The sequence below is a fragment of the Rhodococcus qingshengii JCM 15477 genome (assembly GCF_023221595.1).
Lineage (GTDB): Bacteria > Actinomycetota > Actinomycetes > Mycobacteriales > Mycobacteriaceae > Rhodococcus_F > Rhodococcus_F qingshengii.
Genome location: NZ_CP096563.1, coordinates 1523514 through 1550241, shown reverse-complemented (window position 1 = coordinate 1550241; position 26728 = coordinate 1523514). Strand labels below are relative to the sequence as shown.

Below are 26728 nucleotides of genomic sequence, written 5' to 3'. Positions count from 1 at the left end.
CAGGCGGTGGCCGAGATGGTTCGGGAACTTCTGCCGCACGGATGGCTGAACCGCCCCCCGAACAACATCCCGAGCTGTGATGTAGCGCACTTACTTGGCGCTGCCTGCATTTATAGACCGGCTTTCCACACTTGTCTAGCTACCTAATAGCTATCAATAAGGACTTTCGGTCACACCTTTACGGATAATTGCAGTTCAAAGCGCAAATTCACCCTCTAGAATGTCCCATAATGTGATTTAGCTCACAGTGAAAAGCCTAAAAGTGTGACCCGCAGACAACTGCGAGCCACACTTTCGGACAAACTGGACTTACTTATCGGCCGCCGATCCCGTCCCAGGGGTGAGAGAGCCACCACCGAGTGCCGTGAACAGGTCCTTGAGCACCGGAATGAACGTCTTGACGACGCCGCTGAAGTCTTCGAATGAACCCATGTCGGGCCTCCTTTTGTCGGAATGCAGTTGAGATGAAGTGAGGACCGAGAACTACTCGGCGGCCGAACCGGCCGAACCCGAGCCGTCTGCCGATCCCGCGTTCAACTTGGTCACGAATGCAAGAACGCTCTTGAGGAAGGCGTCGAGATTCTGAATCGAGGTCATGCGACTACTCCTGTGTTGTTTCGGAAGATTTCTCGAGGTCGAACGTCAGGAGTTCGAGCTCGCGGTGTCCAGCCCCTGAAGGGTTTTGAGCATGTTGACCAGGGGCAGAAGCTGGAGAATGCCCCAGCCCATACCGTTGGCCTTGAGGAGGTTTCCGAGGGATCCCATATGTGACTCCTTGCATGAATATCTATGACGCGGCGCACGTTTTGTTCGCTGCACGTCTTTGTAGCCAAGCTAAATACGTACGTCCAGTTTGTTTCTGTCCAATCGAAAACGTGACACATTGGATGAATATGTAAACCTGCAGTTCAGGTGCTGTGACCTGAATCCAATCTCGAATTCGAGTGTGTTCGAGATCACAGTCAATTAGGACAAAAGGATGCAATCGTCAGAGTCGGTGCCAACCTCGACCGCGATCTGTCATACCGTGTGCGTGTGATCAATCGCGAACGAGCGGCAACCGAGGCAACTCACCGGGAACCGTCGTGCTAGCAAAACTCCTCAAGACGTACCTGCCGCCGTACCGCTGGTTGCTTGCCGGGGTCCTCGCACTGCAACTCTTCGGGGCCATCGCGTCGTTGGTCCTCCCCACACTCAACGCGCGGATCATCGACGACGGCGTCGCCCGAGGCGACACCGGATTCATCATGTCCACCGGCGGGATCATGCTCCTGGTCTCGCTTGCGTCGATCATCGCGTCGGTCGCATCGACCTATCTGGCTGCAAAATCGTCGATGGGCTTCGGCCACGACGTTCGAGGCGCCTTTTACAAGGCAGTCGGCAGTTTCTCGGATCGCGAATTCAACAGTTTCGGTGCGCCGACGCTGATCACACGCAACACCAACGACGTCCTGCAGATCCAGGCCCTGGTCATGCTGACGTCCTCGATGCTCGTCAGCGCCCCACTTATGTGCATCGGCGGCATCGTCATGGCTCTGCGCGAGAACCTGCAGATGTCCTGGCTCCTGACGATTTCGGTGCCACTGCTCGGCATCACCGTCTCGGTCGTGGTGGCCAAGCTGATCCCGCATTTCCGGACGATGCAGACGCGCATCGACAACATCAATCGATCACTGCGCGAACAGCTCACCGGTATGCGTGTCATTCGCGCCTTCGTTCGCGAACCCGACGAGACGATCCGCTTCGACAAGGCCAACAAGGAACTGACCGACACTTCGCTCCTCATCGGCCGGTACCAGGCGGTTCTGCTGCCCACCGTCATGTTGATCGCCAACCTGTCGAGCGTGGCGGTCCTGTGGTTCGGCGCGCATCTGGTCGACACCGGGGACATGCAGATCGGACAGATCAGCGCCTTCCTCGCCTACGTCATGCAGATCCTGATGTCGGTGGTCATGGCGACCATGTTGGCCGTCGTGATCCCCCGCGCCGCCGTGTGCGCCGACCGCATCACCGAAGTACTCGACACCGAGGCGACCGTGCCCGCGCCGGCCCAGCCCCTTCGCCCGACCAGCCCATACGGCGTGGTCGAGTTCGGTGGAGCCGGATTCACGTATCCAGGAGCAGAAACGCCGGTTCTGTCGAATGTTTCGATGCGATGCATGCCAGGCACGGTCACCGCGATCGTGGGCAGTACGGGCAGTGGCAAATCGACCCTCGTCTCACTCATCCCCCGGCTCTTCGACGTCACAGCCGGCGCCGTCCTGGTCGACGGCTTGGACGTCCGTGGCTGGGATCAGGACGAACTCTTCGCCAACTTCGGATACGTGCCCCAGAAGGCCTATCTGTTCGCCGGCACGATCGCGAGCAATATCCGCTACGGAAACCCGACCGCCACCGACGACGACATCTGGGCAGCCCTCACCATCGCCCAGGCAGACGACTTCGTCCGGGAGCTGTCCGACGGTCTCGAGTCACCGATCGCCCAGGGCGGCGGCAATCTCTCGGGCGGACAAAAACAACGTCTCGCCATCGCCAGAGCGGTGGTCCGCAGACCCCGGATCTTCGTCTTCGACGATTCGTTCTCCGCTCTCGACATGCATACGGACGCCGCGGTCCGACGCGAACTCCGGACGGTTTCGACTCATTCGACGGTCATCATCGTGGCTCAACGCGTCGCATCCATCATCGATGCCGACCAGATCATGGTCCTCGAAGACGGTGCGCCGGTCGGCCTCGGCGACCATCAGTTCCTTCTGGCCAACTGTCCGACGTACCAAGAGATCGTGGCTTCCCAGATTCCCGCGGAGATGAGCGCATGACCAGCCCGCAGGACCCGACATGGGGCGGCCCCAACAGCCAGTACTTCGACGATGCCCCGACGGTGGTGTTCGCCAAGATCCCGAGCGAACCTGAATCCGCGGACGGCGATGCGAAGTCGAGTAACCCCGAGACCCCCGACAAAGAGCCGAAGCCCGCGCTGACCGCGACGGACACCAAACCTCGCCACTTCAAGGCGACGATGAAGCGGCTTCTCTCGCTTCTGCAGCCGCACAAGTTTGCAGTCTTCTGTGTCGTCGTTGCGACGATCGCCAGCATCGCGCTGTCGGTCGCAGTGCCGAAAATCCTCGGTCACGCGACAGACCTCATCTTCGCCGGGTTCATCGGCAAGAGCCTGCCCGCCGGACTGACCCGCGAGCAGGCCGCAGACGCCATCCGGGCATCAGGGAATTCGACGTTCGCCGATCTTGTCGCCAACTCGACCGACGTCGTTCCCGGTGTGGGTCTGAACTTCGACGCCATCGGCAAGGTCGTCATGCTCGCGATCGGCGTGTACTTGCTCTCGTCGCTGCTTGCCTGGTTGGAAGCATTCCTCCTCAACATCATCGTCCAGAAGACCATCTACAACCTGCGTGCCTCGGTGGAGGCGAAGCTTCACCGTCTCCCCCTTCCGTATTTCGACAAGACACCGCGCGGCGAGATCCTCAGCCGCGTCACCAACGACATCGACAACATCTCGTCGACGCTGTCGTCGACGTTGACCTCGCTCCTGACGTCGGTGCTCACCGTCCTCGGCGTCCTGACGATGATGTTCGTCATCTCTCCGATGCTCGCCCTGATCGCACTGATCGCGGTGCCGGTATCGGTGCTCCTCGTTGCCAGGGTCGCCAAGCGAGCACAGGTGTTGTACAAGGCTCAGTGGACCGAGACGGGCAAGATCAACGCGCAGATCGAGGAGAACTACAGCGGTCGCGACCTGGTACGTGTGTACGGGCATCAGGCCGAAGCCGAGCGTGAATTCGCCGAGCAGAACAAGAAGCTCCTCGACGCGTCCTTCGGCGCACAGTTCCTCTCCAGCCTGATCATGCCGGTCATGAACTTCGTCGGAAACATCACCTACGTGCTGCTCGCTGTGGTCGGCGCTCTCAAGGTCGCCAGCGGCAACATGTCACTCGGTGACGTTCAGGCCTTCATCGTCTATTCGCGCCAGTTCAGCCAGCCACTGACGCAGATCGCGTCCATGTCGACGAGCCTGCAGTCCGGAGCCGCGTCGGCGGAGCGGGTCTTCGAGCTTCTCGACGAACCCGAGCAGTCGCCCGACATCGACGTGCCGCTTCTCCCCGAGCCCGCCGGACGTCATCGCAACGTCGGTCACATCGAGTTCGAGAACGTCTCGTTCCGGTACGAGCCGGACAAGCCGTTGATCGAGAACGTGTACCTCACGGCCCGGCCCGGGCAGATGGTCGCCATCGTCGGGCCCACCGGTGCCGGCAAGACCACCTTGGTAAACCTGCTCATGCGCTTCTACGAAGTCGACTCCGGCCGAATCACTCTCGACGACGTCGACATCTCGCAGATGCGCCGCTCCGACTTGCGCAAGCACGTCGGCATGGTTCTGCAGGACACCTGGCTCTTCGGCGGCACGATCCGCGACAACATCGCATACGGCCGACTCGACGCCAGCGAATACGAGATTCACGAAGCCGCACGCGCTGCCTTCGTCGACCGCTTCATCCACACCCTCCCGGACGGGTACGACACCGTGCTGGACGAGGAGGCGTCGAACATCAGCTCCGGCGAGAAGCAGCTCATCACGATCGCTCGTGCATTCCTGTCGGAGCCGTCGCTGCTGATTCTCGACGAGGCGACGAGCTCGGTCGACACACGTACGGAACAGCTTGTGCAGCAAGCAATGTCCGCGTTGCGCGTCGGGCGGACCAGCTTCATCATCGCGCACCGGCTCTCCACCATCCGTAACGCCGATCTGATCGTCGTGATGGAGGCGGGCAAGATCGTCGAGCAGGGCACACACGACGAACTCATCGCAGCGGCGGGCGCGTACTTCCGTCTCTACAACGCTCAGTTCGAGGGTGCCGCCGTCTAGTGATCGGCGCCTCCCTCGGTGGACACAGTGCCCCGGAGCACACCTGATCGATTCGACACGTTACCGTCGGGTCAGAAGTGTTGTCACCGTCTGAATTGGGAGTGCGTGTGTCTGCAGAAGCTGTGGAGAAGAAGGGCCCGCTCGCGGGCATTCGGATCGTGGAATTCGCTGGATTGGGACCGGGCCCGCACGCCGCGACACTGTTGGCGGACATGGGCGCCGACATCGTCATCGTGCAGCGCGCAGGGCAGATTCCGCAGGACTCGAACGCAACCGACCAGATCAAGCGCGGCCGCCGCATCGTCGAGGCCAACCTAAAGGACCCGGCCGACGTCGCGAAAGTGCTCGATCTCCTGGGCCGCGCCGACGTCCTCATCGAGGGTTTCCGCCCCGGCGTCATGGAACGCATGGGACTCGGACCCGACGTGGTCTCGGAGCGCAATCCGCGCCTCGTCTACGCCCGTATGACGGGCTGGGGACAGGAAGGACCGCTCGCCAACGCCGCCGGTCACGACATCAATTACATCTCACTGACCGGTGTCCTCAACGCCATCGGACGCAAGGGCGAACGTCCCGTCCCGCCGCTCAACATGGTCGGCGATTTCGGCGGCGGTTCCATGTTCCTGATCTTCGGCATTCTGTCGGCTCTCGTCGAGCGCTCGACGTCCGGTAAGGGCCAGGTCGTCGACGCGGCAATGGTCGACGGAACCCTCGCGCTCTCCCACATGATGTGGGCATTCCGCGGTCGCGGCGTCTGGTCCGACGAGCGCGGCGTCAATCTCCTCGACACCGGCGCTCCGTTCTACGACACCTACGAGACCTCCGACGGCAAGTACATGGCCGTCGGATCCATCGAACCCCAGTTCTACGCATTGCTGCTCGAGGGCCTCGAACTCGATCCCGCGACGCTCCCTCACCAGATGGACACGTCCAAGTGGGACGACATGAAGAAGCTCTTCACCGAAAAGTTCCTGTCCAAGACTCGCGACGAGTGGGCCAAGATCTTCCTCGGCACCGACGCCTGCGTCTCCCCTGTCCTGACTTTCGCCGAGGCTCCGTCCAACGAACACATCGCGGCTCGCGGTTCGCTCATCGAACTGGACGGCGTCACCCAGCATGCACCCGCACCGCGCTTCTCGCGCACGCCCACTACTACGCCTGCTGCGCCGGCGCGTGAGGCGACGGATATCGATACGGTCTGGACCTAGGGCCTTCGGCCCCTGTGCGCCTTTTTGGTAGTTACTGCAACCAAAAAGGCGCACGGGGCGTCAGCCCAACCTGTAGAACCTGAACATCTCGTGCTCGATCGGCAGCACGTCCACCCGCTCGAAACCTGCCGCCTTGGCATAGCTTTCGAGTGTCGAGTGCCTCATCACCGTCCCGGTGGCAATGCTTCCCGGATGCGAAAGACTGTCCGGTAGGCAGCAGGTCAGCGAAAATCCGTACAGCAATTGCTCGATCGGACCCGCCTCGGGATCGAACTCATCCGCCGTTCGTTCGTCCATCACGATCACCGGAGCGCCCGGCTGGGCAATCGCCCGAGCCGTGGAAAGAAAACCCACCGGATCCGGAACGTCGTGAAGGCACTCGAAAGCGAAGACGGCGTCGTAGGTCCCGGCATCGGCTCGCCCGGCCTCAGGAGCCTGTCCGGCGACGTCGACCAACGAGAAATGCACGCGGTCGTCCACCCCCCGATCATGAGCGTTACGACGGGCAGCGTTCACCGACGCCGCGTCGACGTCGAAGCCGTGCACTTCGATCTTCGGGTATCCGAGGGCGAGCGCGATCGACGACCAGCCCTCCCCCATCCCGAGATCAGCGACCTGCCCGCCGTCCGAAAGTGTGGCGTGCAGGTCGGTGACTACCGGCAGAAACTGCTGACAGAGCTGACGGAGATACATCGGCCGATTCAGTAGCGCCTGACCCTCGCGAGCATCGGGGCCCATCGATTCCCACGTGACTCCCCCACCGTGACGATAAGCGTCGAGTAGACGTGGCATCGACGACGTCGTCGCGACGAACAGCCTCGCCAGCGGCGCCAGGAAAAGTAGGTTCTCGTCGTCGACCAGAACATCGGCGTGGGCCTGCGGCAGGCTGTACCGGCGATCGGCATCCGAATTGACGTCCACATAACCGGCGACGGCCTGCTGCTCGAGCCACTCCCGCGCATATCTTTCGACGGTCCCTGTCCGGTCCGCCAGCTCCGTCGACGTGAGCGGGCCGTGATCGCTCAGCGCGCGGTACCAGCCCAACCGGTCGCCCAGATACACGGCCTGCAGCTCCGATGCCCCGAGCGTGGCCGCGAACAATCGTTCTGCGAGCGCTTCCGCCGCACTGGTTCCCGCTGCGCCTGTACCGTCTACCGCCGTCATGCCCTACCTCCTGGTTTCACACCACTTTCAGGGTGTGTACCCAGTTCTCAGACGACGACCATTCGTTGGTCTGCCGTGTCGCGATCCGTCGCGAGAGTGTCGTACGCAGCGGCGATGGATGCAACGCCGCGAATGAGGTCCTCGGGAGAACGTGCGTACGGCACGCGGATGAATCGTTCGAACGCACCTTCTACGCCGAAACGGGGGCCGGCGGCAAGGAGTACGCCGAAGTTGGGTGCCACCGCCGCCAACGCCGTCGAGACGGGCGCGGACATTCGCATCCAGACCGACATTCCGCCGGAACCGATGGTGGGACGCCAGTCCGGCAGATGCTCGGCCACCGCCCCGAGGAGTACCGCACGCTGTTCTCGCAGAACTTCGCGACGCTGTTCGAGCAACGAGCGGTCGTCGGCGAGCAAGTAGGCGGCTGCCAACTGATCCATGACGGGAGTACCGAGGTCGACCGCGGCACGCGCCCCCACCAACTGGGTGATGAGCGCGGCATCGGCGCGAATCCAACCGACACGTAGCCCGCCCCACAGCGACTTCGCGGTCGAACCGAGCGTCACCACTTCGGTTTTCGCTGCGCCTCGCCCATGTGAGGCGACCGGCGCCGGCGGTGGTGCGTCGAGCCACAGATCCACCATCGTCTCGTCGACGACCAGAGTCATTCGCGTTTCGTGCGCAATCTTCGCAAGCTCGGCGCGGCCGGAAGAGTCCATGCAGAGGCCGGTCGGGTTGTGAAAGTCGGGGATCAGGTATGCCATTCTGGCAGCGGTTTGCCTTGCTGCACTACGAATCCCGTCGAGATCCCAGGCTCCGGCGGCCGCGAACTCCGGTCGGACCGGAACCGGTACGGGCCGAGCGCCGTTTCGCCGAATCGCTTCCAGCGCATTGGGGTACGTCGGATGATCGACCAGCACTCGCTCGCCGGGTGAGGTGAGCACCGACAGCAACAATCGAAGCGCGTGCTGCGCACCCGAGGTCACCATGATCTGTTCGGCGGTGGTGGGAAGACCCCGCGCCGTGTAGCGCCGCGCGATCACGTCACGCAAGTCGGCGATCCCGACCGGTTCCATCCCGTGTGTGGGAAGGAAGTTCGGAAGTTCCTGCAGCGCAGACGCATACGCCAGTTCGACCTGAGCGGCGGGAGCTGCCATCGCCGCGTAACTGAGGTCGACGACGGGTCCACTCGGCCCGGGTTGATGGGAGCGGAACATCAACCCGTTCGGCCGCGCGCCGGCAGGTAATGCCACGGTGCTTCGCGAACCCTGCCTGCTGATCAGGTACCCCTCGTCTCGCAGCACCGAGTACGACGACGTGATCGTGGTTCGACTGAGTTCGAGTACCGCCGCAAGTTCACGCTCACTCGGCAGTGCGACTCCCAGCGGAACGCGACCGTCGTGCACGAGCAGGCGGATACCGTCGGCAAGCGCACGGTACGCGGGCCTGCGTCCGGACTCTTCCTGCCAGGATCCCAGATCGCGAGCAAGCGAACGGGCACCGAGAACTCGAGTCATCATGCAGTCCAGTATCGACAACTTGGCTATGTAACTCAATACCAGTCGAGTTGATCATATGTCCATGACTACCTTCGCAACCCTGATCGGCATCGGACTCTTCGTGGCACTCGTCTACTTCTTCGCGCCCGCCGAAGGTGAAGGTACATACATACGGTTGGAGCAGTTTCGCCTGGCAGCACCCCTCGGCGGCATCTTCCACGACAAGACTTCAGACCGCGAGAACGACGCTGTCAGACCCCCGTGCGATTGTGATCAGGGGGAAGAATTCACTGATCTCAGTCCAGTTGCGTAAAACTGGACTCTTTTCGCACTCAGAAAGTCTCCAGAGAGGGTTCCCATGCCGGCTTCCAAAAAGATTCTCTATATCGATCTCGACAACACCTTGGTCAACTTCCAGTCGGGCATCGATCGCCTGACCGACGGCGTCCGAGTGAAGTACCAGAACGACCTCGACGAAGCGCCGCACATCTTCTCTCGCATGGATCCTCTCGACGGCGCTATCGACGCCTACCACCAACTGGCACAGCAGTTCGACACCTACATCCTCTCGACAGCGCCGTGGAAGAACGCCACAGCCTGGCACGACAAGGTTCTGTGGGTACAAGAGCACCTCGGAATGGAGGAAGGCAGCGTCGCATACAAACGTCTGATCCTCTCGCACCACAAACACCTCAATCGTGGCGACTACCTCGTCGACGACCGCGGAGCAAACGGAGCAGATCGATTCGAGGGCGAGTGGATCAAGTTCGGCAGCACCGAGTTTCCCGACTGGAAGACCGTCACCGCACACTTGTCGAAGCTGGCTTGAAACTCGAAATCCCCGCTCATGCTTGCATGAGCGGGGATTTCGAGGGAACGAACTAGCGGACGATCTCGCGCCGGACGATCGTCTCGTCGCGGCCGGGGCCGACACCGATGCAGGAGATGAACGCACCCGAAAGCTCTTCGAGCCTAAGCACGTAGTTCTGCGCATTCTGCGGCAGTTCCTCGAAGGTGCGAGCCTCCGAGATGTCTTCCCACCAGCCGGGCATCTCTTCGTAGATGGGCTTGGCGTGGTGAATGTCGCTCTGTGACATCGGCATTTCGTCGTGGCGGACACCATCCACCTCGTACGCGACACAGATCGGCACGGTGTCGAGGCTGCTCAGCACGTCCAGCTTGGTGAGGAAGTAGTCGGTGATGCCGTTGACGCGCGTCGCGTAGCGCGCGATGACAGCGTCGAACCATCCCGTACGACGAGCGCGTCCGGTGGTGACACCGACCTCGCCGCCCTGCTTCGCCAGGTATGCGCCGTGATCGTCGAACAGCTCCGTCGGGAACGGACCGGAACCGACACGCGTCGTGTACGCCTTCAGGATGCCGAGCACGGTGGTGATCTTGGTGGGACCGATTCCCGAACCGACCGCCGCACCACCCGAAGTGGGGTTGGACGAGGTCACGTACGGGTACGTGCCGTGGTCGACGTCAAGCAGAGTGCCCTGCGAACCTTCGAGCAGAACGGTCTCGCCGCGCTCGAGGGCGAGGTTGAGTTCCAGGCGCGTGTCCGAGATGCGGTGCTTGAAACCCTCGGCCTGCGTCAGTACCTCTTCGACGACCTGCTGCGGGTCGAGTGCCTTGCGGTTGTAGATCTTGACCAGCACCTGGTTCTTGAATTCGAGTGCTGCTTCGACCTTCTGGGTCAGGATCTTCTCGTCAAGGACGTCCGCGGCACGGACACCGACACGGGCGATCTTGTCCTGGTAGCACGGGCCGATACCGCGGCCGGTCGTGCCGATCTTCTTCGCTCCCAGGAAGCGTTCGGTGACCTTGTCGATGGCCACGTGGTACGGCATGATCAGGTGCGCATCAGCAGAAAGCAGCAGGCGGGACGTGTCCACGCCGCGCTCTTCCAGGCCTGCCAATTCGGTCAACAACACACCCGGGTCGACGACGACACCGTTACCGATGACGTTGTTGACGGCGGGGGTGAGGATTCCGGACGGGATGAGGTGCAGTGCGAACTTGTCACCGTTCGGCAGAACCACGGTGTGTCCGGCGTTGTTACCGCCCTGGTATCGCACGACCCACTGAAGCTGCTCGCCCAGTAGATCTGTAGCTTTGCCCTTACCTTCGTCGCCCCACTGGGCGCCGATCAGGACGATTGCCGGCATGACGTTGTCTCCTACGGTCGACGTGCAGCAGTTGTCCCGCCGCATTGGTACTGCCTGGCTTCCGCGCACATGATGCAGCGCCGAACTGTTGCAGTGACCGAAGGAGCAGTCTAGCCCAGAGCATCAGACCAGACCTGACGGTCCAGAATTTGGCCGGTGACCATCACGATTGCGAGTCGACACAGAGACTCGCACTAAGATCGTCGGCAGTGATTCGGACGGCCATTTCGGGGAAGGGTGGCGAGGTCCCACTACCCGAGAAGAAGTCTTGATCGAGCTAGGAGTGGCTTTGACCCCTGTGGTGCTCAAATGTGGCGATTCGCCGGTTCCACTCCCCCTGGGTGAACTCACGTCGTTCACTGTCCCTGAACTTCCGGAGAAGCAAGACTTCGACGAGGCACTGTCCCAACTGCAGGTCGTGACGGAGCCTCGCTTGATCGTCGTGGGTAACGACGGCGCGTTTGCCGCGGCATTGACGCGGTTGATGCGATTGGAGCGACTCAACGTCGAACTCGCCTACGTCACCGAGAACAGGTCCGACGCAACCGACGCGTACAAACTCGCGACCGGTGCACGAGCTGCGCGCACGGCCTTGAAAGGCACAGTCCACACCGTGCCGCTCATTCGCGACGACGCCGGAATCGCGCTGGTAGGTGCAGCAACTGTCACGGGTCCGGCGGATGCAGACGAACTGATCGGCGAGGCCTACGTCGACGACAACAAGCTGTTCTCCGGCACAGTCCCCGGCATCCGGATAGTGCCGAGCCCCAAGCTCCCCGGGATCAAGGCATCAGTCGACCGCAAGAGCCGCTGGAGCGGGCGACGCTGGCTGGAAGGCCGAGCCATTCAACTGGGCTCGCCGGCAGCGCGACTGGTTCGCGACGGGGTGGCCAACCCACGCGATCTGAAGCGTTCGACCTTCTACCGGCACGACAAGACTTGGTTGTTGGTCAGGTGAGAACCGGAGCAGCACGGTCGGCGGTTCGGCCGAGCCCTGTCTTCCTCGGCGTCGTTGCGATCACTGTCATCGCCGGAATCGTCGCTTGGAACTCGACGTGGGGTTCCATCGCGGGCCGCGCGGGTGTTTTTGTCCTCGTGGTTGCCGGCTGGGTGGTCACGCTCTGCTTGCACGAATTCGCGCATGCCTATCTGGCGTGGCGTCATGGAGACACCGACGTCGAGGCTCGTGGCTACCTGACGCTCAACCCGCTCAAGTACAGCCATCCGATGCTCTCGATCGGTCTGCCGGTGCTGTTCATCGCATTGGGCGGCATCGGGCTTCCCGGCGGCGCCGTGTACCTGCGCACCGGGATGTTCCCGCCCAAGGTGCAGGCCCGAATATCGCTCGCCGGTCCGTTCACGAATGCCGTCGCCGCCGTGATCCTCCTCGTCGTCATACGTACGTACGGCTCATCGGCCGAGCATCTGACGTTCTGGGCAGGCCTCAGTTTCCTGGCCTTCTTGCAGGTCATGGCAACAGTTTTGAACCTGCTCCCAGTCCCGGGTCTGGACGGTTACAACGCACTGGAGCCCTACCTCGCACCCAACACACGGCACCAACTCGACCAGTTCAAGCCGTACGGACTGCTCCTGCTGGTTGCGCTCCTGTTCGTCCCACAGATCAATGTCGTCTTCTTCGACGCGATCTACTGGATCTTCGAATTGAGCGGTGTGTCCGACTACTACGCCATGCTCGGTAACGCCCTCATGCGTTTTTGGACGTGATCGAGTGCGCTGGAGGAGACTCGTGAGAGTCTGACATTTCAGACATTCATTCTTCTTCAGGGGAGCATCGATGATTGCGACGTCATTTCAGTCCGGCGGAGTGGAGTACACCCTCACGCGGGCCGAGATTCGACACGTGGAGGCACTGATCGACTTGCTCGCCGACGACCCGATCGGCAGCACCCGGGAGACGACCAACCCCGAAGCCCGAACGATCTACGAGGACGCGTTCAAGCGAATCGACGAGGATCCGGCTCAACTTCTCGTCACCGTTCTGGTCGGCGACGCGGTAATCGGCACAATGCAATTGACCTTCATTCCGGGTATGAGCCGGATGGGTGCCACGCGACTGCAGATCGAAGCTGTTCGCGTCCACGAGGACTACCGAAGTAAAGGCATCGGCAGTTCGATGATCCGATGGGCCTGCGAAGAAGGTGCCCGGCGCGGCGCGTTTCTGGCGCAGCTCACCTCGGATCAAACTCGCAAGGAAGCTCACGACTTCTACGAGCGACTCGGATTTGTGGCCTCCCATGTCGGGTTCAAGAAGTCACTGAGCTGACGCCCTGCCACAAAACTCCCAAACTCGGGGACTCCCAAACGCGAGCTCGAGCACCGGGGCATGGTTGTGCCCCGGTGCTCACGTCTTCAGTTGTCGCGGTTCACGCCGCTGTCGGTGGGCTGTTCCCGCCGATCGGCTGCTGATACGGATCGATCGACATCGGTGGATAGAACACTGTTTTTCGATCCGGGCCGATCTCCACCCGCCACTCCGTGTGATGCAGCGTCCGGTGATGATGACCGCACAACAAGATCAGGTTGTCGAGATCCGTTGGGCCACCATCGTTCCAGTGAACAATATGATGGGCATCGCACCACCCCGACGGTGTCCCGCACCCCGGAAACGCACACCCACCATCCCGAACCGCAAGAGCCCGGCGCTGCGGCACCGTCGCGGTCCTTGCTTCTTTGCCGCAGTCGAGCGGAACACCATTCTCGTCCAACAAGATCCGGGTGATCGTGCAGTCGCACGCCAGCATCCGTGCGGTGTCGATACTGATCGGGCCCACCCAATCCGTCCACGCGAACCCCAACTCCTCAGTGGACGGCAGGAGGTCCTTCAACGCCTTGAGGTCCGTCATGTCTTTCGCGGACGCGGTAACGGTGATGTGTGGTTTCACCCCGCCCTCGATCGGACCCAACCCCGCCCGCTCGTACCGGCGCAACAATTCGCAGAACCCGTCCGCACGCCGCAGTGCCGGCGTACGGATGTCCTTGACGCCGTCTTTCTCCGGTGTCGGCGCAGACAGGCTCGACAGCAACGTGATCAGACGCGCCCCGTTCACCGCATCCAGATCACCCTTCACCGACACGCGCCCGTACAAGCCTTTCGAGGCGTAGAACTCGTTACGCTCCGAATCCTCGCCGACCGGAACGCCGTCCTCGCGCTTGCCGTACTGCTTCTCGATTCGGCGGATCGCTGCCCGCACCGCATCGCAATCGGCGATGTTCTTCGACGCCAGGCCAAGCAGGATCCCGCGGGCCTTGTCCACATCGGCCGGGGTCATGTTCTTGGGTGGATGCTGACAGAACGACGCGACCTGACGGGCTTTCAACGCATCAACGTCACCGCGGTGAAACGCATCGCCCACCACGGGTTCGAGCATCAGCAACCGCGCCAACCCGACCAGCAGGCCGCACTCACCGATCTCCAGATTCGTCGACCCGTGCAGCCATTGCGCGATCGCCCGAAAACCCTTCCCGCCGAGAACTTCCCGGGAAAACATCTCCACGATCAGCAGCACCATCCGCGACTGCAACTCGTGTCGGGCGCGCACCAGATCGAGAACCTCACCCTTGAGGTCCTCGCTATCCAGTTGCCATGCTTCCCGACTGTCCATGCTCGAAGTTTAATCGAACATACTTTCGATAACCAGAGACAAACCGGACAACTTCAAGAAGACCTACACTCGAGAGCTGTTGAGATGCATCGCTATTCGCGCAACCGCCGACGCGATTCGTTGACAGAGACTCGCAACTCCCCCAAAGGCACTTCACGACCCGACTCACTGCGCACCTCGACGCGAACGCGCTCACCAGTAGCGTCGTCGACCACCTCCAACGGTCCACCTTTTCCGCCGTGCAGATACTTGTCGCCCCACTGCATCAGCGCGAGAACCGCCGGCAGCAGGTCACGGCCCTTCTCGGTGAGCACGTACTCGTGCCGCGTCCGCTTTCCAGGCTCCTTGTACGGCACACGCTCGAACAGTCCCGCCTCAGTGAGTTCTTTCAGCCTCGCCGACGCAACCGCCTCGGTAATGCCGACTCGCGACGCGAAGTCGTCGAAACGCGTTGTGCCGTAATAGGCCTCTCGCAGAATGAGCATCGCGGATCGAGTGCCGACCACTTCCATGGCCCGCCCGATCGAACAGTGCGTGGCCCGCCAGGCGTCGCGATCTTCGAGCACTCCGGTCAGTCGTACAGCGTCCATGCAATTCACCATACCCCCTGGCTTGCCATAACCATAGCCAGAGTCTAGATTGCTGACTATGGAACTTCATAGCCAGCCGGTGCGGATCGGACCCCTGCTCGCGATACTGTCGGGGGCGCCGTTTGTCGCCAGCCTCGATCTTTTTGTGGTCAACGTGGCCTTCGGCGACATCGCCAAGAGCTACCCGGGTCACTCGCTCGGCGAGTTCAGTTGGATCCTCAACAGCTACGCGATCGTCTACGCCGCACTGTTGATACCCCTCGGACGCTGGGCGGACAGGATCGGGCACAAGCGCGCCTTCATCGCCGGCCTCGCACTGTTCACCCTCGCCAGCGCCGCCTGTGCCTTCAGCCCGTCCTTGTGGGCACTGGTGGTCTTCCGTATCGTCCAGGCAGTCGGCGCCGCAGCGCTCACCCCGGCCAGCCTCGGGCTTCTGATCAATGCGCTTCCCGCCGCGAAACGTCAATCCGGCGTTCGCATCTGGGCAGCCGCCGGCGCTGCAGCAGCTGCATTCGGCCCTGTCGTGGGCGGCATCCTCGTAGAGGCCTCGTGGCGCTGGGTCTTCCTGATCAATGTTCCAGTGGGCATCGTGTTGCTCTACTTCGCAGTCCGACTCGTACCGGATACAACACACAAGGATCCCGATGCCGGTATCGACTTCGTCGGCGCTGCCCTCCTCACCGTCGGAATCGGCTCTCTCGCCCTGGCACTCGTCCAGGGTCCGGACTGGGGATGGACCGACAATCGCGTTCTGATCGCCTTCGCCGTGGCTGCCGTGACACTACTCTCGTTCTGGTGGAGCAACTCTCGTCACCGGACTCCGTTGATTGCTCCGGATCTTCTGAAGATCCGCTCGTTTGCCTGGTCCAACGTCACCGCCATCCTGTTCAGCGCAGCATTCGCCGCGGGTCTTCTCTCGAACATCCTGTGGCTCCAGGAAGCCTGGGGATACTCCGCTCTGCGAACCGGTTTCGCCGTCTCACCGGGTCCGCTTCTCGTTCCGCTGTTCGCCATCGCCGGCGGATCGCTGACGCGCAGGTACTCGGCGGGACGCGTCGCCGCACTCGGCAGCCTTCTGTGGGCAGTCGGAACCGTACTCGTTCTCGTCTCGGTTGATACGACGCCCAACTACGCGACCGGACTCCTACCAGGCTGGATCATCGCCGGGATCGGTGTCGGTCTTGCCCTGCCGACCATTCTGTCGCAGGCCACGGCGGATCTGGCACCTGCCAGATCGGCCACCGGTAGCGCAATCGTCAGCATGAGCCGACAGATCGGAACCGTTCTCGGCGTGAGCGTTCTGATCGCGGTTCTCGGCTCTGCTGTCGACTACGACACCTTCCGCCAGGCCTGGTGGGTGATCTTTGCCGTCGCGCTTGTGTCTGCCCTGACATCACTGGGAATGACACCTGCGACCACACCCACCCCGGTTGTCCCTGTTGAATCCGCCATCCCTGAAAGGAATTTGTCATGAGAGACGCAGTTATCGTCGAAGCCGTTCGCACTCCGATCGGCAAGGGAAAGGCGAACGGCGCCCTGCACGGCATCAACGCCGTCGACCTCCTCGCCCACAGCCTCAAGGCGGTAGTCGAACGCACTGGAATCGATGCAGCTCTGATCGACGACGTCATCGGTGGAGCGGTAAGCCAAGTCGGTGAACAGAGCCAGAATGTCACTCGCACTGCCCTTCTCGCCGCAGGCTACCCTGAGTCGGTACCGGGAACCACCGTCGACCGACAGTGTGGAAGTAGCCAACAAGCAGTTCATTTTGCCGCTCAGGGCGTCATTGCCGGTGCGTACGACATCGTTGTCGCTGCCGGAGTCGAGTCGATGAGCCGAGTCCCTATGGGCTCGAGCAGCATCGGGCGCGAATCACTCGGCGTGGGTTTCGAAGAGCGCTATCCGGACGGTCTGGTACCGCAGGGCATCAGCGCCGAATTGATCGCTGCCAAGTGGGGACTGAGCCGCACCCAACTCGACGAGTTCTCGGCGTCGAGCCATCGGAAAGCCGCGCTGGCAACCGAGAGTGGTTACTTCACCAAGGAACTCGCCACGCTCCCGCAGCTGTCGGTCGACGAGGCCATCCGCCCCGGCACCACGGTCGAGACCCTGGCCGGCCTACGGACCGCCTTCGAATCCGACTACTACGCACAGCGATTCCCACAGATCGACTGGTCCATCACCGCGGGCAACAGCAGCCCGCTTTCGGACGGCAGTTCGGCGGTGATGATCACGACCAGTGAGATCGCCGCGAAACTCGGCCTCACCCCGAAGGCACGATTGCACAGCTTCGCAGTTGCCGGCGACGATCCACTCTACATGCTCACCGCGGTCATCCCGGCTACGCAGAAGGTCCTGGCCCGTGCGGGATTGACGGTCTCGGACATAGATCTGTTCGAGGTCAACGAGGCCTTTGCCCCCGTCGTCCTCTCGTGGGCAGCGGACACCGGCGTCGACCTGTCCAAGGTCAACGTCCACGGCGGCGCCATCGCGCTCGGCCACCCACTGGGCGGCAGCGGAACGCGGATCATGACCACCCTGGTCAACGCGATGGAGCAGCGCGGCGCGCGCTACGGACTCCAGACCATGTGTGAGGCAGGTGGGTTGGCCAACGCGACCATCCTGGAGCGCCTGGGCTGAGCAATCCCCGATGGACGGCATTCCGACATCAGTGACCGAGTGCCGTCCATTCGGGATCCGGCTTGCGCGCAACGACCCGAAACACGATTCCGCCCCGGCCGCTGCGCTGCACCTCGTCGATCAGGAAACCGGCGTTTTCGAGGTATTCAACCGGTTCACGGGTGAGATGATCGGCACCGAACCGAACAAAAAGCGGTTCGACGACCTTCATCAACGTTCGAGCAACAACGTTCTTGCTCGGTCCGTGCTCGGCGAGGACGAATCGACCACCGGGTACCAGGACTCGAAATGCTTCGTTCGCAACTCGGTCCGGATCGGGGATCGTGCAAAAGGCGTAGGTCGAGACCAACGTGTCCACGCACTCGTCGGGAACATCGAGTGCTTGCACGTCTCCGAGTCGTAGGTCGACTTCGGTCTTCACTCCCTCGGAGACCTTGAGCCTGGCCTGATCGAGCATCGCAGTCGAGATGTCCACGCCGATGACGTAATCGACGTCGTCTCCGTAGAGAGGCAGGTTCAGTCCGGTACCCACGGCGATCTCGACCACGCGGCCATGCGCCTGGTCCACGGCCCATTTCCGGGCGTCACCGAGCACAAAGCGTTCGAAGCGCCCGATCTGTCGGTCGTAGTGCGCCGCCATTGCGTCGAAAGTCTTGGCGACCTGTGCAGTGTCTGGTTCACGCATAGTGCCCCGTTTCGATCGATCTTCTGTGCAGTCTTACACGCGGGCACCGGGTCGGGAAGACCTTTCGTGACGAAGGGCAACCGACCTCGCGAGGTCGTCCCTGACGGATGCCCCCGGTATCGTTCCAGGTGACCTGACCTCACCTACGACGATCATGGATAGAGACCTCGTGCGATCAAGTAACTGCGTCACCGGTTCGGTCCGGCCACCTTTTTCCACTGATTCCACTGGAGGTCTGTGATGGCCGGCGGACTCTTCGCCCTGCTCGACGACGTCGCAGCCCTGGCTCGTATGGCTGCCGCCTCGATCGACGACGTTGCCGCCGCAACCGGTAAGGCGACCGCCAAAGCGGCCGGCGTCGTCATCGACGACGCAGCCGTCACGCCGCAGTACGTCCGTGGGCTCGCAGCCGAACGCGAGTTGCCCATCATCAAGCGCATCGCCATCGGATCGTTGCGCAACAAGCTGCTGATCATCCTTCCGATCGCTCTGCTGCTGAGTCAGTTCCTCCCCTGGCTGCTGACGCCACTGTTGATGGTCGGCGGCTGTTACCTCAGCTACGAAGCGGTTCACAAGATCTGGGGTGCAATCTTCGGCCACGGTGACCACCACGAGGCCGCTGACGAGCATCCTCGCGACGAAGAAGCAGTGGTTTCGGGCGCCGTCCGCACCGACCTGATCCTGTCCGCCGAGATCATGGTGATCGCACTCAACACCATCGCAGGCGAAGGCTTCTGGAGCCGATTGGTGATCCTTGCCGTCGTGGCGGTCGTCATCACCGTGGTCGTCTACGGCGTCGTCGGACTGATCGTGAAGATGGACGACATCGGATTGAAGATCGCCGAGACGTCGTCTGGCTTCACCCACAAGGTCGGCCGAGGCCTCGTTCGCGGCATGCCTCACGTGATGTCAGTGCTCTCGGTCGTGGGAACCGCCGCGATGTTGTGGGTCGGTGGCCACATCCTGTTGGTCGGCATCGACGAACTGGGCTTCCACCCGCTCTACGACGCCGTTCATCACGGCGAAGAAGCAGTCAGTGACATCGCCGGAGTCGGTGGCGTGCTGGCGTGGATCGTCAACACACTTGCCTCGGCAGCACTGGGCCTGGTGGTTGGCGCCGTTATCGTCGCCGCTCAACTGGGTATCACCCGCATGCTCGCAAAGCGTTCTGCGACGGCTTAGCTGTCGTGCCCGTGGCGGAGCACCATCTGCTCCGCCACGGTGCGTATCCCGTCACGCAAAGACGAGGGTTCGAGCACCTCGACGTCGGCTCCCAGCCCGATCAGCTGCGAGAGCGCGACAGCTTCGCTCTCGAGTTTCAGCTCGGCACTGACCCATCCGTCGTTGTCCTCTGGCCCCACTTCGACTGCAGCGGCAAGCTCGCCCACCACATCGGGGAGCCGGCGCCTGCCCTCTGGTGTCAATCGCACGCGACACTCGAAGCGAAGCAGCGACCGGTCGAACTCGGCCATCGACGCCGCCCACCACGACGGCAGGTCGAAATCCACCGGCCGAGTGAACGAATCATCTTCTACCACGGCATTTTTGATGCGCCCGACTCGAAACGACAGCGTTCGACCGTTCATCCCCGCCACCAGATACCAAACACCGGCTTTGATGACCAGACCCAGCGGATCGACCGTCCGCTCGCGATCGCGATAGGCGAAGCGCAGTCGACGCGAGTCCAGCACAGCGGATGTGACGATCGGAAGCGCAGAGATGTCGTCGACGCCGCCGAACCAACCCGGAACGTCCACGAGAATGCGGTCCTGCCACAACCGTGCGCTCTCGCGCAGCGGACCGGGCAGGGAGCGGAGCAGTTTGGCGCCCGCCGAACCGACGGCGTCTGATCGTCCGAGATCTGCAGCGATGGACGGCACACCCAACAGCATGAGTGCGGACGTCTCGTCGTCCGTCATGCCGGACAACTTGGATTGCCAACCGTCGAGCAGACGGATGCCACCACCGGGGCCGCTCTCGGTCCAGATCGGCACACCGGCAGCCGACAACGAGGCCACGTCGCGGTAGATCGTCCGCACTGACACACCGAACTCGTCGGCCAACTGCTCGGCGACGACGCCGCGACTCCCCTGCAAACGCAGCATGAGTTGGAGTAACCGCGCGGATCTCATGGACCGAACATTACCGAGAATCACTGACAGAAGTTGTCAGGAATAGGGGTGCACAATGACCGTCATGGTCACCTGGAAGCAGTTCTCCGAAGAAGTACCCGCTCTTGCCGACGCGGTCCTAGCGCGGTTCAAAGCCCACAAGCATCACGTCCTCGCAACGCTGCGCAAGGACGGCTCACCACGGGTCAGCGGCACCGAAGTCGAAATCCTCGACGGGCGTCTGGTGCTCGGTTCGATGTTCGGCGCACTCAAGGCGAAGGATCTCATCCGTGACGGGCGCTACGCCCTCCACAGCAATCCCGGCGAGCACACCATGGAGGGCGGTGACGCGAAGATCGCCGGACTCGCACGCGAGGTGACCGGCGACGAGTTCGAAGCCGTGCTCGCAAGCTACACCTACGAAGTTCCGAAGCCTCTGCACCTCTTTGTCCTCGACATCGACGAGGTGGTGCACACGACCGTCGACGACGAACACATGTATGTCGATCTCTGGAAGCCGGGCAAGGAGATCACCCGCTTCACCAAGTGACGTTCTTCTCGCAGTGCTCGCCGTTGGCACACGATTCCACCTGAACGGTGGCGTGGGAAAGACCGTGACTCTCGAGGACGGTGCGCGCGGATTCCAGAACGTTCGACGAATTCGCGTCACTGGTCAGGTGGACTGTCGCGACATCCATGCCGGTGGTGAGCGTCCAGACGTGTAGGTCGTGAACACCCATCACGCTCGGCAGCGCCGCCAGGTCGGCCTCGACCGCTTCGACGTCGACGTCGGCCGGCGAAGCCTGCGTCAGAATGCGCAGCGATGCTGCGGCCAGTTTGATCGCACGCGGCACCACCCACAGCGAGATGAGAACACCGACGACGACGTCTGCCCACGTCCAGTTGAACAGCAGGACAAGGCCACCGGCGATCAGAACGCCGACGCTACCGACGGCGTCGGCAAGCACCTCGAGGTAGGCGCCACGCACGGCCAGGCTGTCCTTGGAATCGCCGCGCAGCATCAGCATCACGACGATGTTCGCGGCCAATCCGGCAGCCGCCGTGATGATCAGGGCGCCGCCCGGGATCTCGGGTTCGTTACCGATGCGGCCGATTGCCTCGTAGAAGACCCAGGCGGCGACGGCCAGCAGCATCACCGCATTGGCCATGGCGGTCAGCACTTCGGCGCGGTGCCAACCGAAGGTCCTGGCCGCGGTGGTGCTGCCCCTCTTCGCGAGCAGCAGCGCCGTCAGTCCCATGGCCATACCCACCACGTCTGTGAGCATGTGACCGGCGTCGGCAAGCAGAGCCAACGAGTTGATCAGGATACCGACCGTGGCCTCGAGTACGAGGAACGCAACGAGGATCGCAAGCGCGATCGCCATTTTTCTGATGCGTTGCGGTGACGGTCCTACGCCGACCGAATCTGCTGCCGAGTGGCCATGTGAATGACCGTGCCCTGCTCCCATTTGTCCTGTTCCCTCCCAAGTCCTTCTCAGAGCATATGCATACATTCGCATACATACAATGAGTTGCTCAGTGAGCGGGAAACGGCAGAGGTCAGTGATCCGGCTCGTAGGCGGGATGAGGCACGGTGGGCGGCAGAGTGGCGATCGACGAGATTCGCTTCATGCCCGCGACCTGCAACAGGTCGACGACCAGCGATCGAATCTGGGCGAACACCACCGTCGAGGACAAGCCCGCGTTCTCCACTATCGCCGGTTTCAGTTCCTTCGCGACCGAGCGCAGGACGCGCGCTGCTTCGGCCTGATCAGGCTGCTCCCCCGGCTCCGCCAGGATCATGTCCTTGAGAACTTCGACGGCTTTCGACAAGCGCTCGACCTGAGCCACCAGACGCGGATCGAGGATCTCGTCGTCCCTGACCAACGTCAACGAACGACGCGCGAGCACTCGAATGTTGCGCATCGCGTTGTCGATGGGATCGGCTGTCGCCATGAGCCTTTCGAGGCGAGGCCGACTGTTCCAGTACAGCGGGGAGATTCGACTGATCTCGCGACCGCCGAGAAGGTTACTGCGCAACCCGTCGATGGCACCCTGAGTTGCGCGCGCCTTCTGCAGTGCCTTGACGATCGGGTCCGGGTCATTCGCGACGAGGCCGTCTGCCACCAATTGCAGTACCTCGGAAGCTGTTCCGAGGATCGATGCAGCATCCTTGCGCGCGCGTCGTACCGGGTGGGTGGGGATGATCGCGACCACCGCGATACCCACCAGACCACCGACAAGGGCATCGATCATGCGATCGGGACCGCCGCTGCCGCCCGGCGGGATCAGCGTCGCCACCAGCACAGCCGAGTTTCCCGCCTGCATGGAGAAGATCGGCCCGCTGTTGAGAAGCACCGCGACGGACATCGCCAGCACGACAACCAAACTGATCTGCCACGGTCCGCTCCCGATACCGGAGATGATCAGATCACCGATTCCGATACCGACCGTGACTCCCGCAACCAACTCGAACGAGCGTCGTAGTCGTGCACCCAACGACAGACCGAGCGAGACCACAGCGGCAATCGGCGCGAAGAACGGCGCGTGGTGCCCGATCACCGTGGTGGCAACCCACCACGCCAATCCGGCCGCCAAGGCACATTGAATGATCGGTAGCGCCGACGTCTGAAGCCGACGCACCGATTTGCGAGCCCGGTCCTTGATGCCGGCCCGGCTCGGACGGAAACTGCTAACCGAGGCCAAGCGCTTCGGCGGCGTTGGGATCGCAGTCTTCGAGCAGATCGAGGCAACGCGCGTACTCGTCGGCTTCACCGATCGTCTTCGCGGCCTTGGCCAGGACTGCGACGCAACGCAGGAAACCACGGTTCGGTTCATGGCTGTAGGGCACGGGACCGAAACCCTTCCAACCGTTGCGACGCAGTTGGTCGAGTCCGCGGTGGTATCCGGTACGCGCGTAGGCGTAGGCCGTGATGGTTTCGCCCTTGTCCAGGGCAGCCTCGGCCAGGTAGGCCCACGCAATGGAGGCAGTGGGGTGGTCGGCCGCTACCTGGGCCGGTTCAGCGTGGTTGAGCAGTGCCGATTCCGCGTCGTCGTCGCCGGGAAGCAGAGTGGGCTTGGGTCCGAGCAGGTCACCGAATTGGGTCATGCGCTCATTGTGCCCGCTACGCCTTTCTGCCACAGGACCGCCTCGCCGACGGTCGGAGTTATGCAGGCTACATACCGGTCGTTACCCTGACATGGTCATTGCTGCATAAGACCGAAGGGTTACCCGTGCCGGACTCGAAAGACGACAACTCGAAAAAGAGCGCAGCACCGAAGGGTGCGCCCGAGAAGTCGGCCCCGACCGAACCTGCGACTGTGGCGATCCAGAAGACAGACAAGGCCTCGAAAGCGGACGGCGACGCCAAAACTGCCAGCGCACCAACCGTCGCGATCCCCAAGGCAACTCAGGCAACCACAGCAGCACCGACACCCCGGCCCAAGCCGGAGCCTGCCACCGTCGCGATTCCGAAAGCCACGCAGCCGACACCACCACCCCGGCAGGCTCCGACCCCACCACCACCGCAGCGCGCCGCGCCTCAACCACCGCAGCGCGCCGCGCCTCAACGTGTGGGTGTCGCAGCGACCCCACCGCCGGCTCAGCCGATGCCGACTCGCATCGAGCCCGCCGCGCCGGAGAAGACCAAGCGCAGCGGCAAGGGCTGGTACATCGCGGCAGCAGCGGCCGGCGTCGCCGTCCTCGCGGCGATCGGCGTCGCCGTATTCGTCTCGTCCAACAGCGGTAGCGGTGAAAGCTCACCCGAAGCTCAGGTCCAGACCGCCATCTCGACGTATGTCGACGCTCTGCAGACCGGCGATCTGGCAACGCTGCGAACGTCGACCTGTGGGGCGTTGGGCGAGTACTACCGCACCATTCCCGACGCAGCGTTCGCTCAGGTCCACGACAATGCCGTCGCTCAGAAGACGATCCCGCAGGTCGGAGCCGTCGACGCGGTGCGCATCACCGACGACACCGCGATCGCTCAGGTCCAGGCGAGTTTGCCGAGCACGGGCGAGCAGTCGTGGCGCACGTTCGACCTCGAGCGCCAGGACGGCACGTGGAAGGTCTGCGATCCCAGCAAGTAGGTACCTGAACAGAAAATGCGCGCCGGCGAGAATTTCGCCGGCGCGCATTTTGTTCTGTGAAGCGCAGTTGTGAAACCGATCAGCCTGCCGACACCGAGCGTCCGGCCGACTTCAGGTCGTTGCACGCCTCGACGACGCGAGCCGTCATGCCGGCTTCGGCCTTCTTGAGGTAGCTGCGCGGGTCGTATGCCTTCTTGTTTCCGACCTCGCCGTCGACCTTGAGGACGCCGTCGTAGTTGGTGAAGAAGTGTCCGGCGATCGGACGGGAGAACGCGTACTGGGTGTCGGTGTCGACGTTCATCTTGACGACGCCGAAGTTCAGCGAGTCCTCGATCTCCGACTTCAACGATCCCGATCCACCGTGGAAGACGAAGTCGAAGGGCTGCGAACCGGAAGCCAGGCCGAGCTTGGCGGCGGCGACCTTCTGGCCCTCTTCGAGAACCTCGGGCTTGAGCTTGACGTTGCCCGGCTTGTAGACGCCGTGGACGTTGCCGAAGGTGGCGGCAAGGAGGTACTTGCCCTGTTCGCCGATGCCCAGAGCATCGACCGTCTTCTCGAAGTCTTCGCTCGAGGTGTAGAGCTTGTCGTTGATCTCGGCTTCGACGCCGTCTTCTTCGCCGCCGACGACACCGATCTCGACCTCGAGGATGATGCGTGCAGCCTTCGAGAGGGCGAGCAGTTCCTTGGCGATGGCCAGGTTCTCGTCGATCGGGATAGCCGAGCCGTCCCACATGTGCGACTGGAACAGCGGGTTGCGACCGGCGTCGACGCGCTCCTGCGAGATCGCGAGCAGCGGACGCACGTAGGTGTCCAGCTTGTCCTTCGGGCAGTGATCGGTGTGCAGCGCGATGGTGACGTCGTACTTTGCCGCGATCACGTGTGCGAACTCGGCGAGCGCAACAGCGCCGGTGACCATGTCCTTGACGCCCAAACCGGAACCGAACTCGGCGCCGCCCGTCGAGAACTGGATGATGCCGTCACTGCCGGCGTCCGCGAAGCCCTTGATGGCTGCGTTGATGGATTCGGAGCCGACACAGTTGATGGCGGGGAAGGCAAAGGAATGCTCCTTGGCCCGACCAAGCATCTCGGCATAGACCTCGGGAGTTGCGATAGGCACGGCGGGAGTCCTCCATATACGTGTCGTTCGGAGCGCTCGGCGATGTGAAAGCGCTTCGTGTGGTCCTAGCAGTATGGCAAGTCCGACTCGTCACGTCTCTTTGCGGTCTCGGCCCGCCGCCACCGACGCGATGACCTGCGGTGGTGGGAAACACTCAGATTCGGCCGGTACTCTGGCCACCGTGAATGTGCAGGCAGCAACTGAATCCGTGACGAACCTGGCCTTGCTGCCCGGCTTCCTCGATCCCGTGAACCTCTTGAATTCCTTCGGAACGTGGGTTCTGGTGGGATTGCTTCTGGTGGTCTTCATCGAATCAGGCCTGCTGTTTCCGCTCTTGCCCGGCGATTCGCTCCTCTTCACCGCAGGGCTGATCGCGGCGTCCAAGTCCACCGAGATCGAACCGTTCGCGCCGCTGTGGGTGCTCCTGGTGACCATTCCGATCGCCGCGATTCTGGGTGACCAAGTCGGGTTCTACATCGGCGCCAAGGGCGGAACTGCCCTGTTCAAGACGGACGACGCGCGGTTCTTCAAGAAGAAGTACATCGACGAGTCACACGCCTTCTTCGAAAAGCACGGCCCGATCACCATTATCCTGGCTCGGTTCGTGCCGATCGTGCGTACTTTTGCTCCGGTTGTCGCCGGCGCTTCGAAGATGAAGTACTCACTGTTCCTGACGTACAACATCGTCGGCGGCATCCTGTGGGGTGCCGGCGTGACTTTGCTCGGCTACCTCCTGGGGCAGATCGAATTCATCCGCGACAATGTCGACTACATCTTCATCTTGATCGTCCTGGTGTCGGTTCTGCCGATCGTCTTCGAAATCGGGAAACGAATTCTGGCGTCGAGACGTGGTGAAACGGCGAATACTTCCACTACGGACAATTCGACGGTGACAGTCCCCGAAGACCCCACCCCCTGATTGCAGAACGAGGCGAAGAACTGACGA

At 62.3% G+C, this 26728-nt stretch carries 27 protein-coding genes; 14 read left to right on the top strand and 13 right to left on the bottom strand.

The features are described from left to right. Positions 1-309: 309 nt before the first annotated feature. Positions 310-432 (bottom strand): hypothetical protein, encoded by a 123-nt coding sequence (locus M0639_RS34925; RefSeq protein WP_019749478.1) that lies wholly within the window; start codon positions 430-432, stop codon positions 310-312. 210 nt (positions 433-642) lie between these two features. Then, positions 643-765: a hypothetical protein gene (locus tag M0639_RS34920; RefSeq protein ID WP_003944443.1), complete on the bottom strand. Its 123-nt coding sequence runs from the start codon at positions 763-765 to the stop codon at positions 643-645. A 320-nt stretch (positions 766-1085) separates the two neighbouring features. On the opposite strand from M0639_RS34920, the gene M0639_RS07120 reads away from it, so the two are divergent. The 3 genes from M0639_RS07120 to M0639_RS07110 all read left to right on the top strand — a co-directional run bounded on the left by M0639_RS07120 (position 1086) and on the right by M0639_RS07110 (position 6090). Further along, the gene (locus M0639_RS07120) at positions 1086-2819 is read left to right on the top strand and encodes an ABC transporter ATP-binding protein (protein ID WP_064074658.1); all 1734 of its coding nucleotides are present in this window, start codon (positions 1086-1088) and stop codon (positions 2817-2819) included. Beyond that, positions 2816-4882, top strand: coding sequence for an ABC transporter ATP-binding protein (locus tag M0639_RS07115; protein ID WP_003944426.1), 2067 nt, complete (start codon positions 2816-2818; stop codon positions 4880-4882). Before M0639_RS07120 ends, M0639_RS07115 begins: the two co-directional genes overlap by 4 nt. Before the next feature lie 107 nt (positions 4883-4989). Beyond that, on the top strand, positions 4990-6090 hold the full coding sequence (locus M0639_RS07110) for a CaiB/BaiF CoA transferase family protein (protein ID WP_042924245.1): 1101 nt from the start codon (positions 4990-4992) through the stop codon (positions 6088-6090). Positions 6091-6150: 60 nt separating this feature from the next. Here M0639_RS07110 and M0639_RS07105 read toward each other — a convergent pair whose 3' ends face one another. Further along, complete coding sequence (locus M0639_RS07105) at positions 6151-7254, bottom strand: class I SAM-dependent methyltransferase (protein ID WP_064074657.1); 1104 nt, start codon at positions 7252-7254, stop codon at positions 6151-6153. 47 nt (positions 7255-7301) lie between these two features. Beyond that, on the bottom strand, positions 7302-8777 hold the full coding sequence (gene yczR / locus M0639_RS07100; RefSeq protein WP_064074656.1) for a MocR-like transcription factor YczR: 1476 nt from the start codon (positions 8775-8777) through the stop codon (positions 7302-7304). Positions 8778-8838: 61 nt separating this feature from the next. Here yczR and M0639_RS07095 point away from each other — a divergent pair, with 61 nt between their 5' ends. Both M0639_RS07095 and M0639_RS07090 read left to right on the top strand, forming a co-directional pair. Next, complete coding sequence (locus M0639_RS07095; RefSeq protein ID WP_003944349.1) at positions 8839-9069, top strand: hypothetical protein; 231 nt, start codon at positions 8839-8841, stop codon at positions 9067-9069. A gap of 45 nt (positions 9070-9114) precedes the next feature. Continuing rightward, positions 9115-9585, top strand: coding sequence for a 5' nucleotidase, NT5C type (locus M0639_RS07090; protein WP_054781778.1), 471 nt, complete (start codon positions 9115-9117; stop codon positions 9583-9585). A gap of 52 nt (positions 9586-9637) precedes the next feature. On the opposite strand, the gene M0639_RS07085 is transcribed toward M0639_RS07090, so the two are convergent. Next, entirely contained in the window at positions 9638-10927 is a 1290-nt protein-coding gene (locus M0639_RS07085) for an adenylosuccinate synthase (RefSeq protein ID WP_003944351.1), read from the bottom strand. Between the two features lie 283 nt (positions 10928-11210). Between M0639_RS07085 and M0639_RS07080 the strand changes: the two genes are divergently transcribed. The 3 genes from M0639_RS07080 to M0639_RS07070 all read left to right on the top strand — a co-directional run bounded on the left by M0639_RS07080 (position 11211) and on the right by M0639_RS07070 (position 13211). Continuing rightward, positions 11211-11885 carry a hypothetical protein gene (locus M0639_RS07080; RefSeq protein WP_080961056.1) on the top strand — a complete coding sequence of 225 codons (675 nt, stop codon included), beginning with the start codon at positions 11211-11213 and terminating at the stop codon, positions 11883-11885. Next, a complete protein-coding gene (locus tag M0639_RS07075; RefSeq protein ID WP_003944319.1) occupies positions 11882-12652 on the top strand; it encodes a site-2 protease family protein in 771 nt (256 codons plus the stop codon). The genes M0639_RS07080 and M0639_RS07075 overlap by 4 nt, the downstream gene beginning before the upstream one ends. A 70-nt stretch (positions 12653-12722) precedes the next feature. Beyond that, complete coding sequence (locus M0639_RS07070; protein WP_007726792.1) at positions 12723-13211, top strand: GNAT family N-acetyltransferase; 489 nt, start codon at positions 12723-12725, stop codon at positions 13209-13211. Positions 13212-13311: 100 nt separating this feature from the next. On the opposite strand, the gene M0639_RS07065 is transcribed toward M0639_RS07070, so the two are convergent. Both M0639_RS07065 and M0639_RS07060 read right to left on the bottom strand, forming a co-directional pair. After that, positions 13312-14550 carry an HNH endonuclease signature motif containing protein gene (locus M0639_RS07065; RefSeq protein WP_064074655.1) on the bottom strand — a complete coding sequence of 413 codons (1239 nt, stop codon included), beginning with the start codon at positions 14548-14550 and terminating at the stop codon, positions 13312-13314. A 92-nt stretch (positions 14551-14642) separates the two neighbouring features. After that, positions 14643-15140 carry a winged helix-turn-helix transcriptional regulator gene (locus M0639_RS07060; RefSeq protein ID WP_064074681.1) on the bottom strand — a complete coding sequence of 166 codons (498 nt, stop codon included), beginning with the start codon at positions 15138-15140 and terminating at the stop codon, positions 14643-14645. Between the two features lie 58 nt (positions 15141-15198). On the opposite strand from M0639_RS07060, the gene M0639_RS07055 reads away from it, so the two are divergent. Continuing rightward, positions 15199-16614 (top strand): MFS transporter, encoded by a 1416-nt coding sequence (locus M0639_RS07055; RefSeq protein ID WP_064074654.1) that lies wholly within the window; start codon positions 15199-15201, stop codon positions 16612-16614. Next, positions 16611-17780: a thiolase family protein gene (locus M0639_RS07050; protein WP_042452159.1), complete on the top strand. Its 1170-nt coding sequence runs from the start codon at positions 16611-16613 to the stop codon at positions 17778-17780. The genes M0639_RS07055 and M0639_RS07050 overlap by 4 nt, the downstream gene beginning before the upstream one ends. 28 nt (positions 17781-17808) lie before the next feature. Here the strand turns inward: M0639_RS07050 and M0639_RS07045 are convergent, their stop codons facing one another. Next, the gene (locus M0639_RS07045; protein WP_042452162.1) at positions 17809-18465 is read right to left on the bottom strand and encodes a class I SAM-dependent methyltransferase; all 657 of its coding nucleotides are present in this window, start codon (positions 18463-18465) and stop codon (positions 17809-17811) included. A 240-nt stretch (positions 18466-18705) separates the two neighbouring features. On the opposite strand from M0639_RS07045, the gene M0639_RS07040 reads away from it, so the two are divergent. Continuing rightward, positions 18706-19647, top strand: coding sequence for a DUF808 domain-containing protein (locus M0639_RS07040; protein ID WP_007726787.1), 942 nt, complete (start codon positions 18706-18708; stop codon positions 19645-19647). On the opposite strand, the gene M0639_RS07035 is transcribed toward M0639_RS07040, so the two are convergent. Then, positions 19644-20597 carry a helix-turn-helix transcriptional regulator gene (locus M0639_RS07035; protein WP_064074653.1) on the bottom strand — a complete coding sequence of 318 codons (954 nt, stop codon included), beginning with the start codon at positions 20595-20597 and terminating at the stop codon, positions 19644-19646. The genes M0639_RS07040 and M0639_RS07035 overlap by 4 nt on opposite strands. Before the next feature lie 64 nt (positions 20598-20661). Here M0639_RS07035 and M0639_RS07030 point away from each other — a divergent pair, with 64 nt between their 5' ends. Continuing rightward, complete coding sequence (locus M0639_RS07030) at positions 20662-21126, top strand: pyridoxamine 5'-phosphate oxidase family protein (RefSeq protein ID WP_054800940.1); 465 nt, start codon at positions 20662-20664, stop codon at positions 21124-21126. Here the strand turns inward: M0639_RS07030 and M0639_RS07025 are convergent. The 3 genes from M0639_RS07025 to M0639_RS07015 all read right to left on the bottom strand — a co-directional run bounded on the left by M0639_RS07025 (position 21116) and on the right by M0639_RS07015 (position 23685). After that, positions 21116-22045 (bottom strand): cation diffusion facilitator family transporter, encoded by a 930-nt coding sequence (locus tag M0639_RS07025; protein ID WP_007726784.1) that lies wholly within the window; start codon positions 22043-22045, stop codon positions 21116-21118. The two genes, M0639_RS07030 and M0639_RS07025, sit on opposite strands and share 11 nt — an antisense overlap. A gap of 91 nt (positions 22046-22136) precedes the next feature. Further along, positions 22137-23282: an FUSC family protein gene (locus M0639_RS07020; RefSeq protein WP_019749453.1), complete on the bottom strand. Its 1146-nt coding sequence runs from the start codon at positions 23280-23282 to the stop codon at positions 22137-22139. Beyond that, positions 23269-23685 carry a DUF3151 domain-containing protein gene (locus tag M0639_RS07015; RefSeq protein WP_007726781.1) on the bottom strand — a complete coding sequence of 139 codons (417 nt, stop codon included), beginning with the start codon at positions 23683-23685 and terminating at the stop codon, positions 23269-23271. The genes M0639_RS07020 and M0639_RS07015 overlap by 14 nt, the downstream gene beginning before the upstream one ends. Positions 23686-23810: 125 nt before the next feature. On the opposite strand from M0639_RS07015, the gene M0639_RS07010 reads away from it, so the two are divergent. Continuing rightward, positions 23811-24665, top strand: a complete 855-nt coding sequence (locus M0639_RS07010; protein ID WP_064074652.1) for an Rv0361 family membrane protein — start codon at positions 23811-23813, stop codon at positions 24663-24665. 79 nt (positions 24666-24744) lie between these two features. Here M0639_RS07010 and fbaA read toward each other — a convergent pair whose 3' ends face one another. Next, entirely contained in the window at positions 24745-25782 is a 1038-nt protein-coding gene (fbaA, locus tag M0639_RS07005; protein ID WP_007726777.1) for a class II fructose-bisphosphate aldolase, read from the bottom strand. Between the two features lie 181 nt (positions 25783-25963). Here fbaA and M0639_RS07000 point away from each other — a divergent pair, with 181 nt between their 5' ends. Next, on the top strand, positions 25964-26701 hold the full coding sequence (locus tag M0639_RS07000) for a VTT domain-containing protein (protein WP_003944390.1): 738 nt from the start codon (positions 25964-25966) through the stop codon (positions 26699-26701). Positions 26702-26728: the final 27 nt, after the last annotated feature.

Excerpts from the sequence above, each read along its gene's own strand:
- M0639_RS07035 (WP_064074653.1), bottom strand. The coding sequence starts at position 20,597 with ATGAGATCCGCGCGGTTACTCCAACTCATGCTGCGTTTGCAGGGGAGT.
- M0639_RS07105 (WP_064074657.1), bottom strand. The coding sequence starts at position 7,254 with ATGACGGCGGTAGACGGTACAGGCGCAGCGGGAACCAGTGCGGCGGAA.
- M0639_RS07070 (WP_007726792.1), top strand. The coding sequence starts at position 12,723 with ATGATTGCGACGTCATTTCAGTCCGGCGGAGTGGAGTACACCCTCACG.
- yczR (WP_064074656.1), bottom strand. The coding sequence starts at position 8,777 with ATGATGACTCGAGTTCTCGGTGCCCGTTCGCTTGCTCGCGATCTGGGA.
- M0639_RS07065 (WP_064074655.1), bottom strand. The coding sequence starts at position 14,550 with ATGGACAGTCGGGAAGCATGGCAACTGGATAGCGAGGACCTCAAGGGT.
- M0639_RS07055 (WP_064074654.1), top strand. The coding sequence starts at position 15,199 with ATGGAACTTCATAGCCAGCCGGTGCGGATCGGACCCCTGCTCGCGATA.
- M0639_RS07030 (WP_054800940.1), top strand. The coding sequence starts at position 20,662 with ATGGTCACCTGGAAGCAGTTCTCCGAAGAAGTACCCGCTCTTGCCGAC.
- M0639_RS07015 (WP_007726781.1), bottom strand. The coding sequence starts at position 23,685 with ATGACCCAATTCGGTGACCTGCTCGGACCCAAGCCCACTCTGCTTCCC.
- M0639_RS07115 (WP_003944426.1), top strand. The coding sequence starts at position 2,816 with ATGACCAGCCCGCAGGACCCGACATGGGGCGGCCCCAACAGCCAGTAC.
- M0639_RS07045 (WP_042452162.1), bottom strand. The coding sequence starts at position 18,465 with ATGCGTGAACCAGACACTGCACAGGTCGCCAAGACTTTCGACGCAATG.
- M0639_RS07040 (WP_007726787.1), top strand. The coding sequence starts at position 18,706 with ATGGCCGGCGGACTCTTCGCCCTGCTCGACGACGTCGCAGCCCTGGCT.
- M0639_RS07090 (WP_054781778.1), top strand. The coding sequence starts at position 9,115 with ATGCCGGCTTCCAAAAAGATTCTCTATATCGATCTCGACAACACCTTG.
- M0639_RS07025 (WP_007726784.1), bottom strand. The coding sequence starts at position 22,045 with ATGGGAGCAGGGCACGGTCATTCACATGGCCACTCGGCAGCAGATTCG.
- M0639_RS34925 (WP_019749478.1), bottom strand. The coding sequence starts at position 432 with ATGGGTTCATTCGAAGACTTCAGCGGCGTCGTCAAGACGTTCATTCCG.
- M0639_RS07085 (WP_003944351.1), bottom strand. The coding sequence starts at position 10,927 with ATGCCGGCAATCGTCCTGATCGGCGCCCAGTGGGGCGACGAAGGTAAG.
- M0639_RS07060 (WP_064074681.1), bottom strand. The coding sequence starts at position 15,140 with ATGGACGCTGTACGACTGACCGGAGTGCTCGAAGATCGCGACGCCTGG.
- M0639_RS34920 (WP_003944443.1), bottom strand. The coding sequence starts at position 765 with ATGGGATCCCTCGGAAACCTCCTCAAGGCCAACGGTATGGGCTGGGGC.
- M0639_RS07095 (WP_003944349.1), top strand. The coding sequence starts at position 8,839 with ATGACTACCTTCGCAACCCTGATCGGCATCGGACTCTTCGTGGCACTC.
- M0639_RS07050 (WP_042452159.1), top strand. The coding sequence starts at position 16,611 with ATGAGAGACGCAGTTATCGTCGAAGCCGTTCGCACTCCGATCGGCAAG.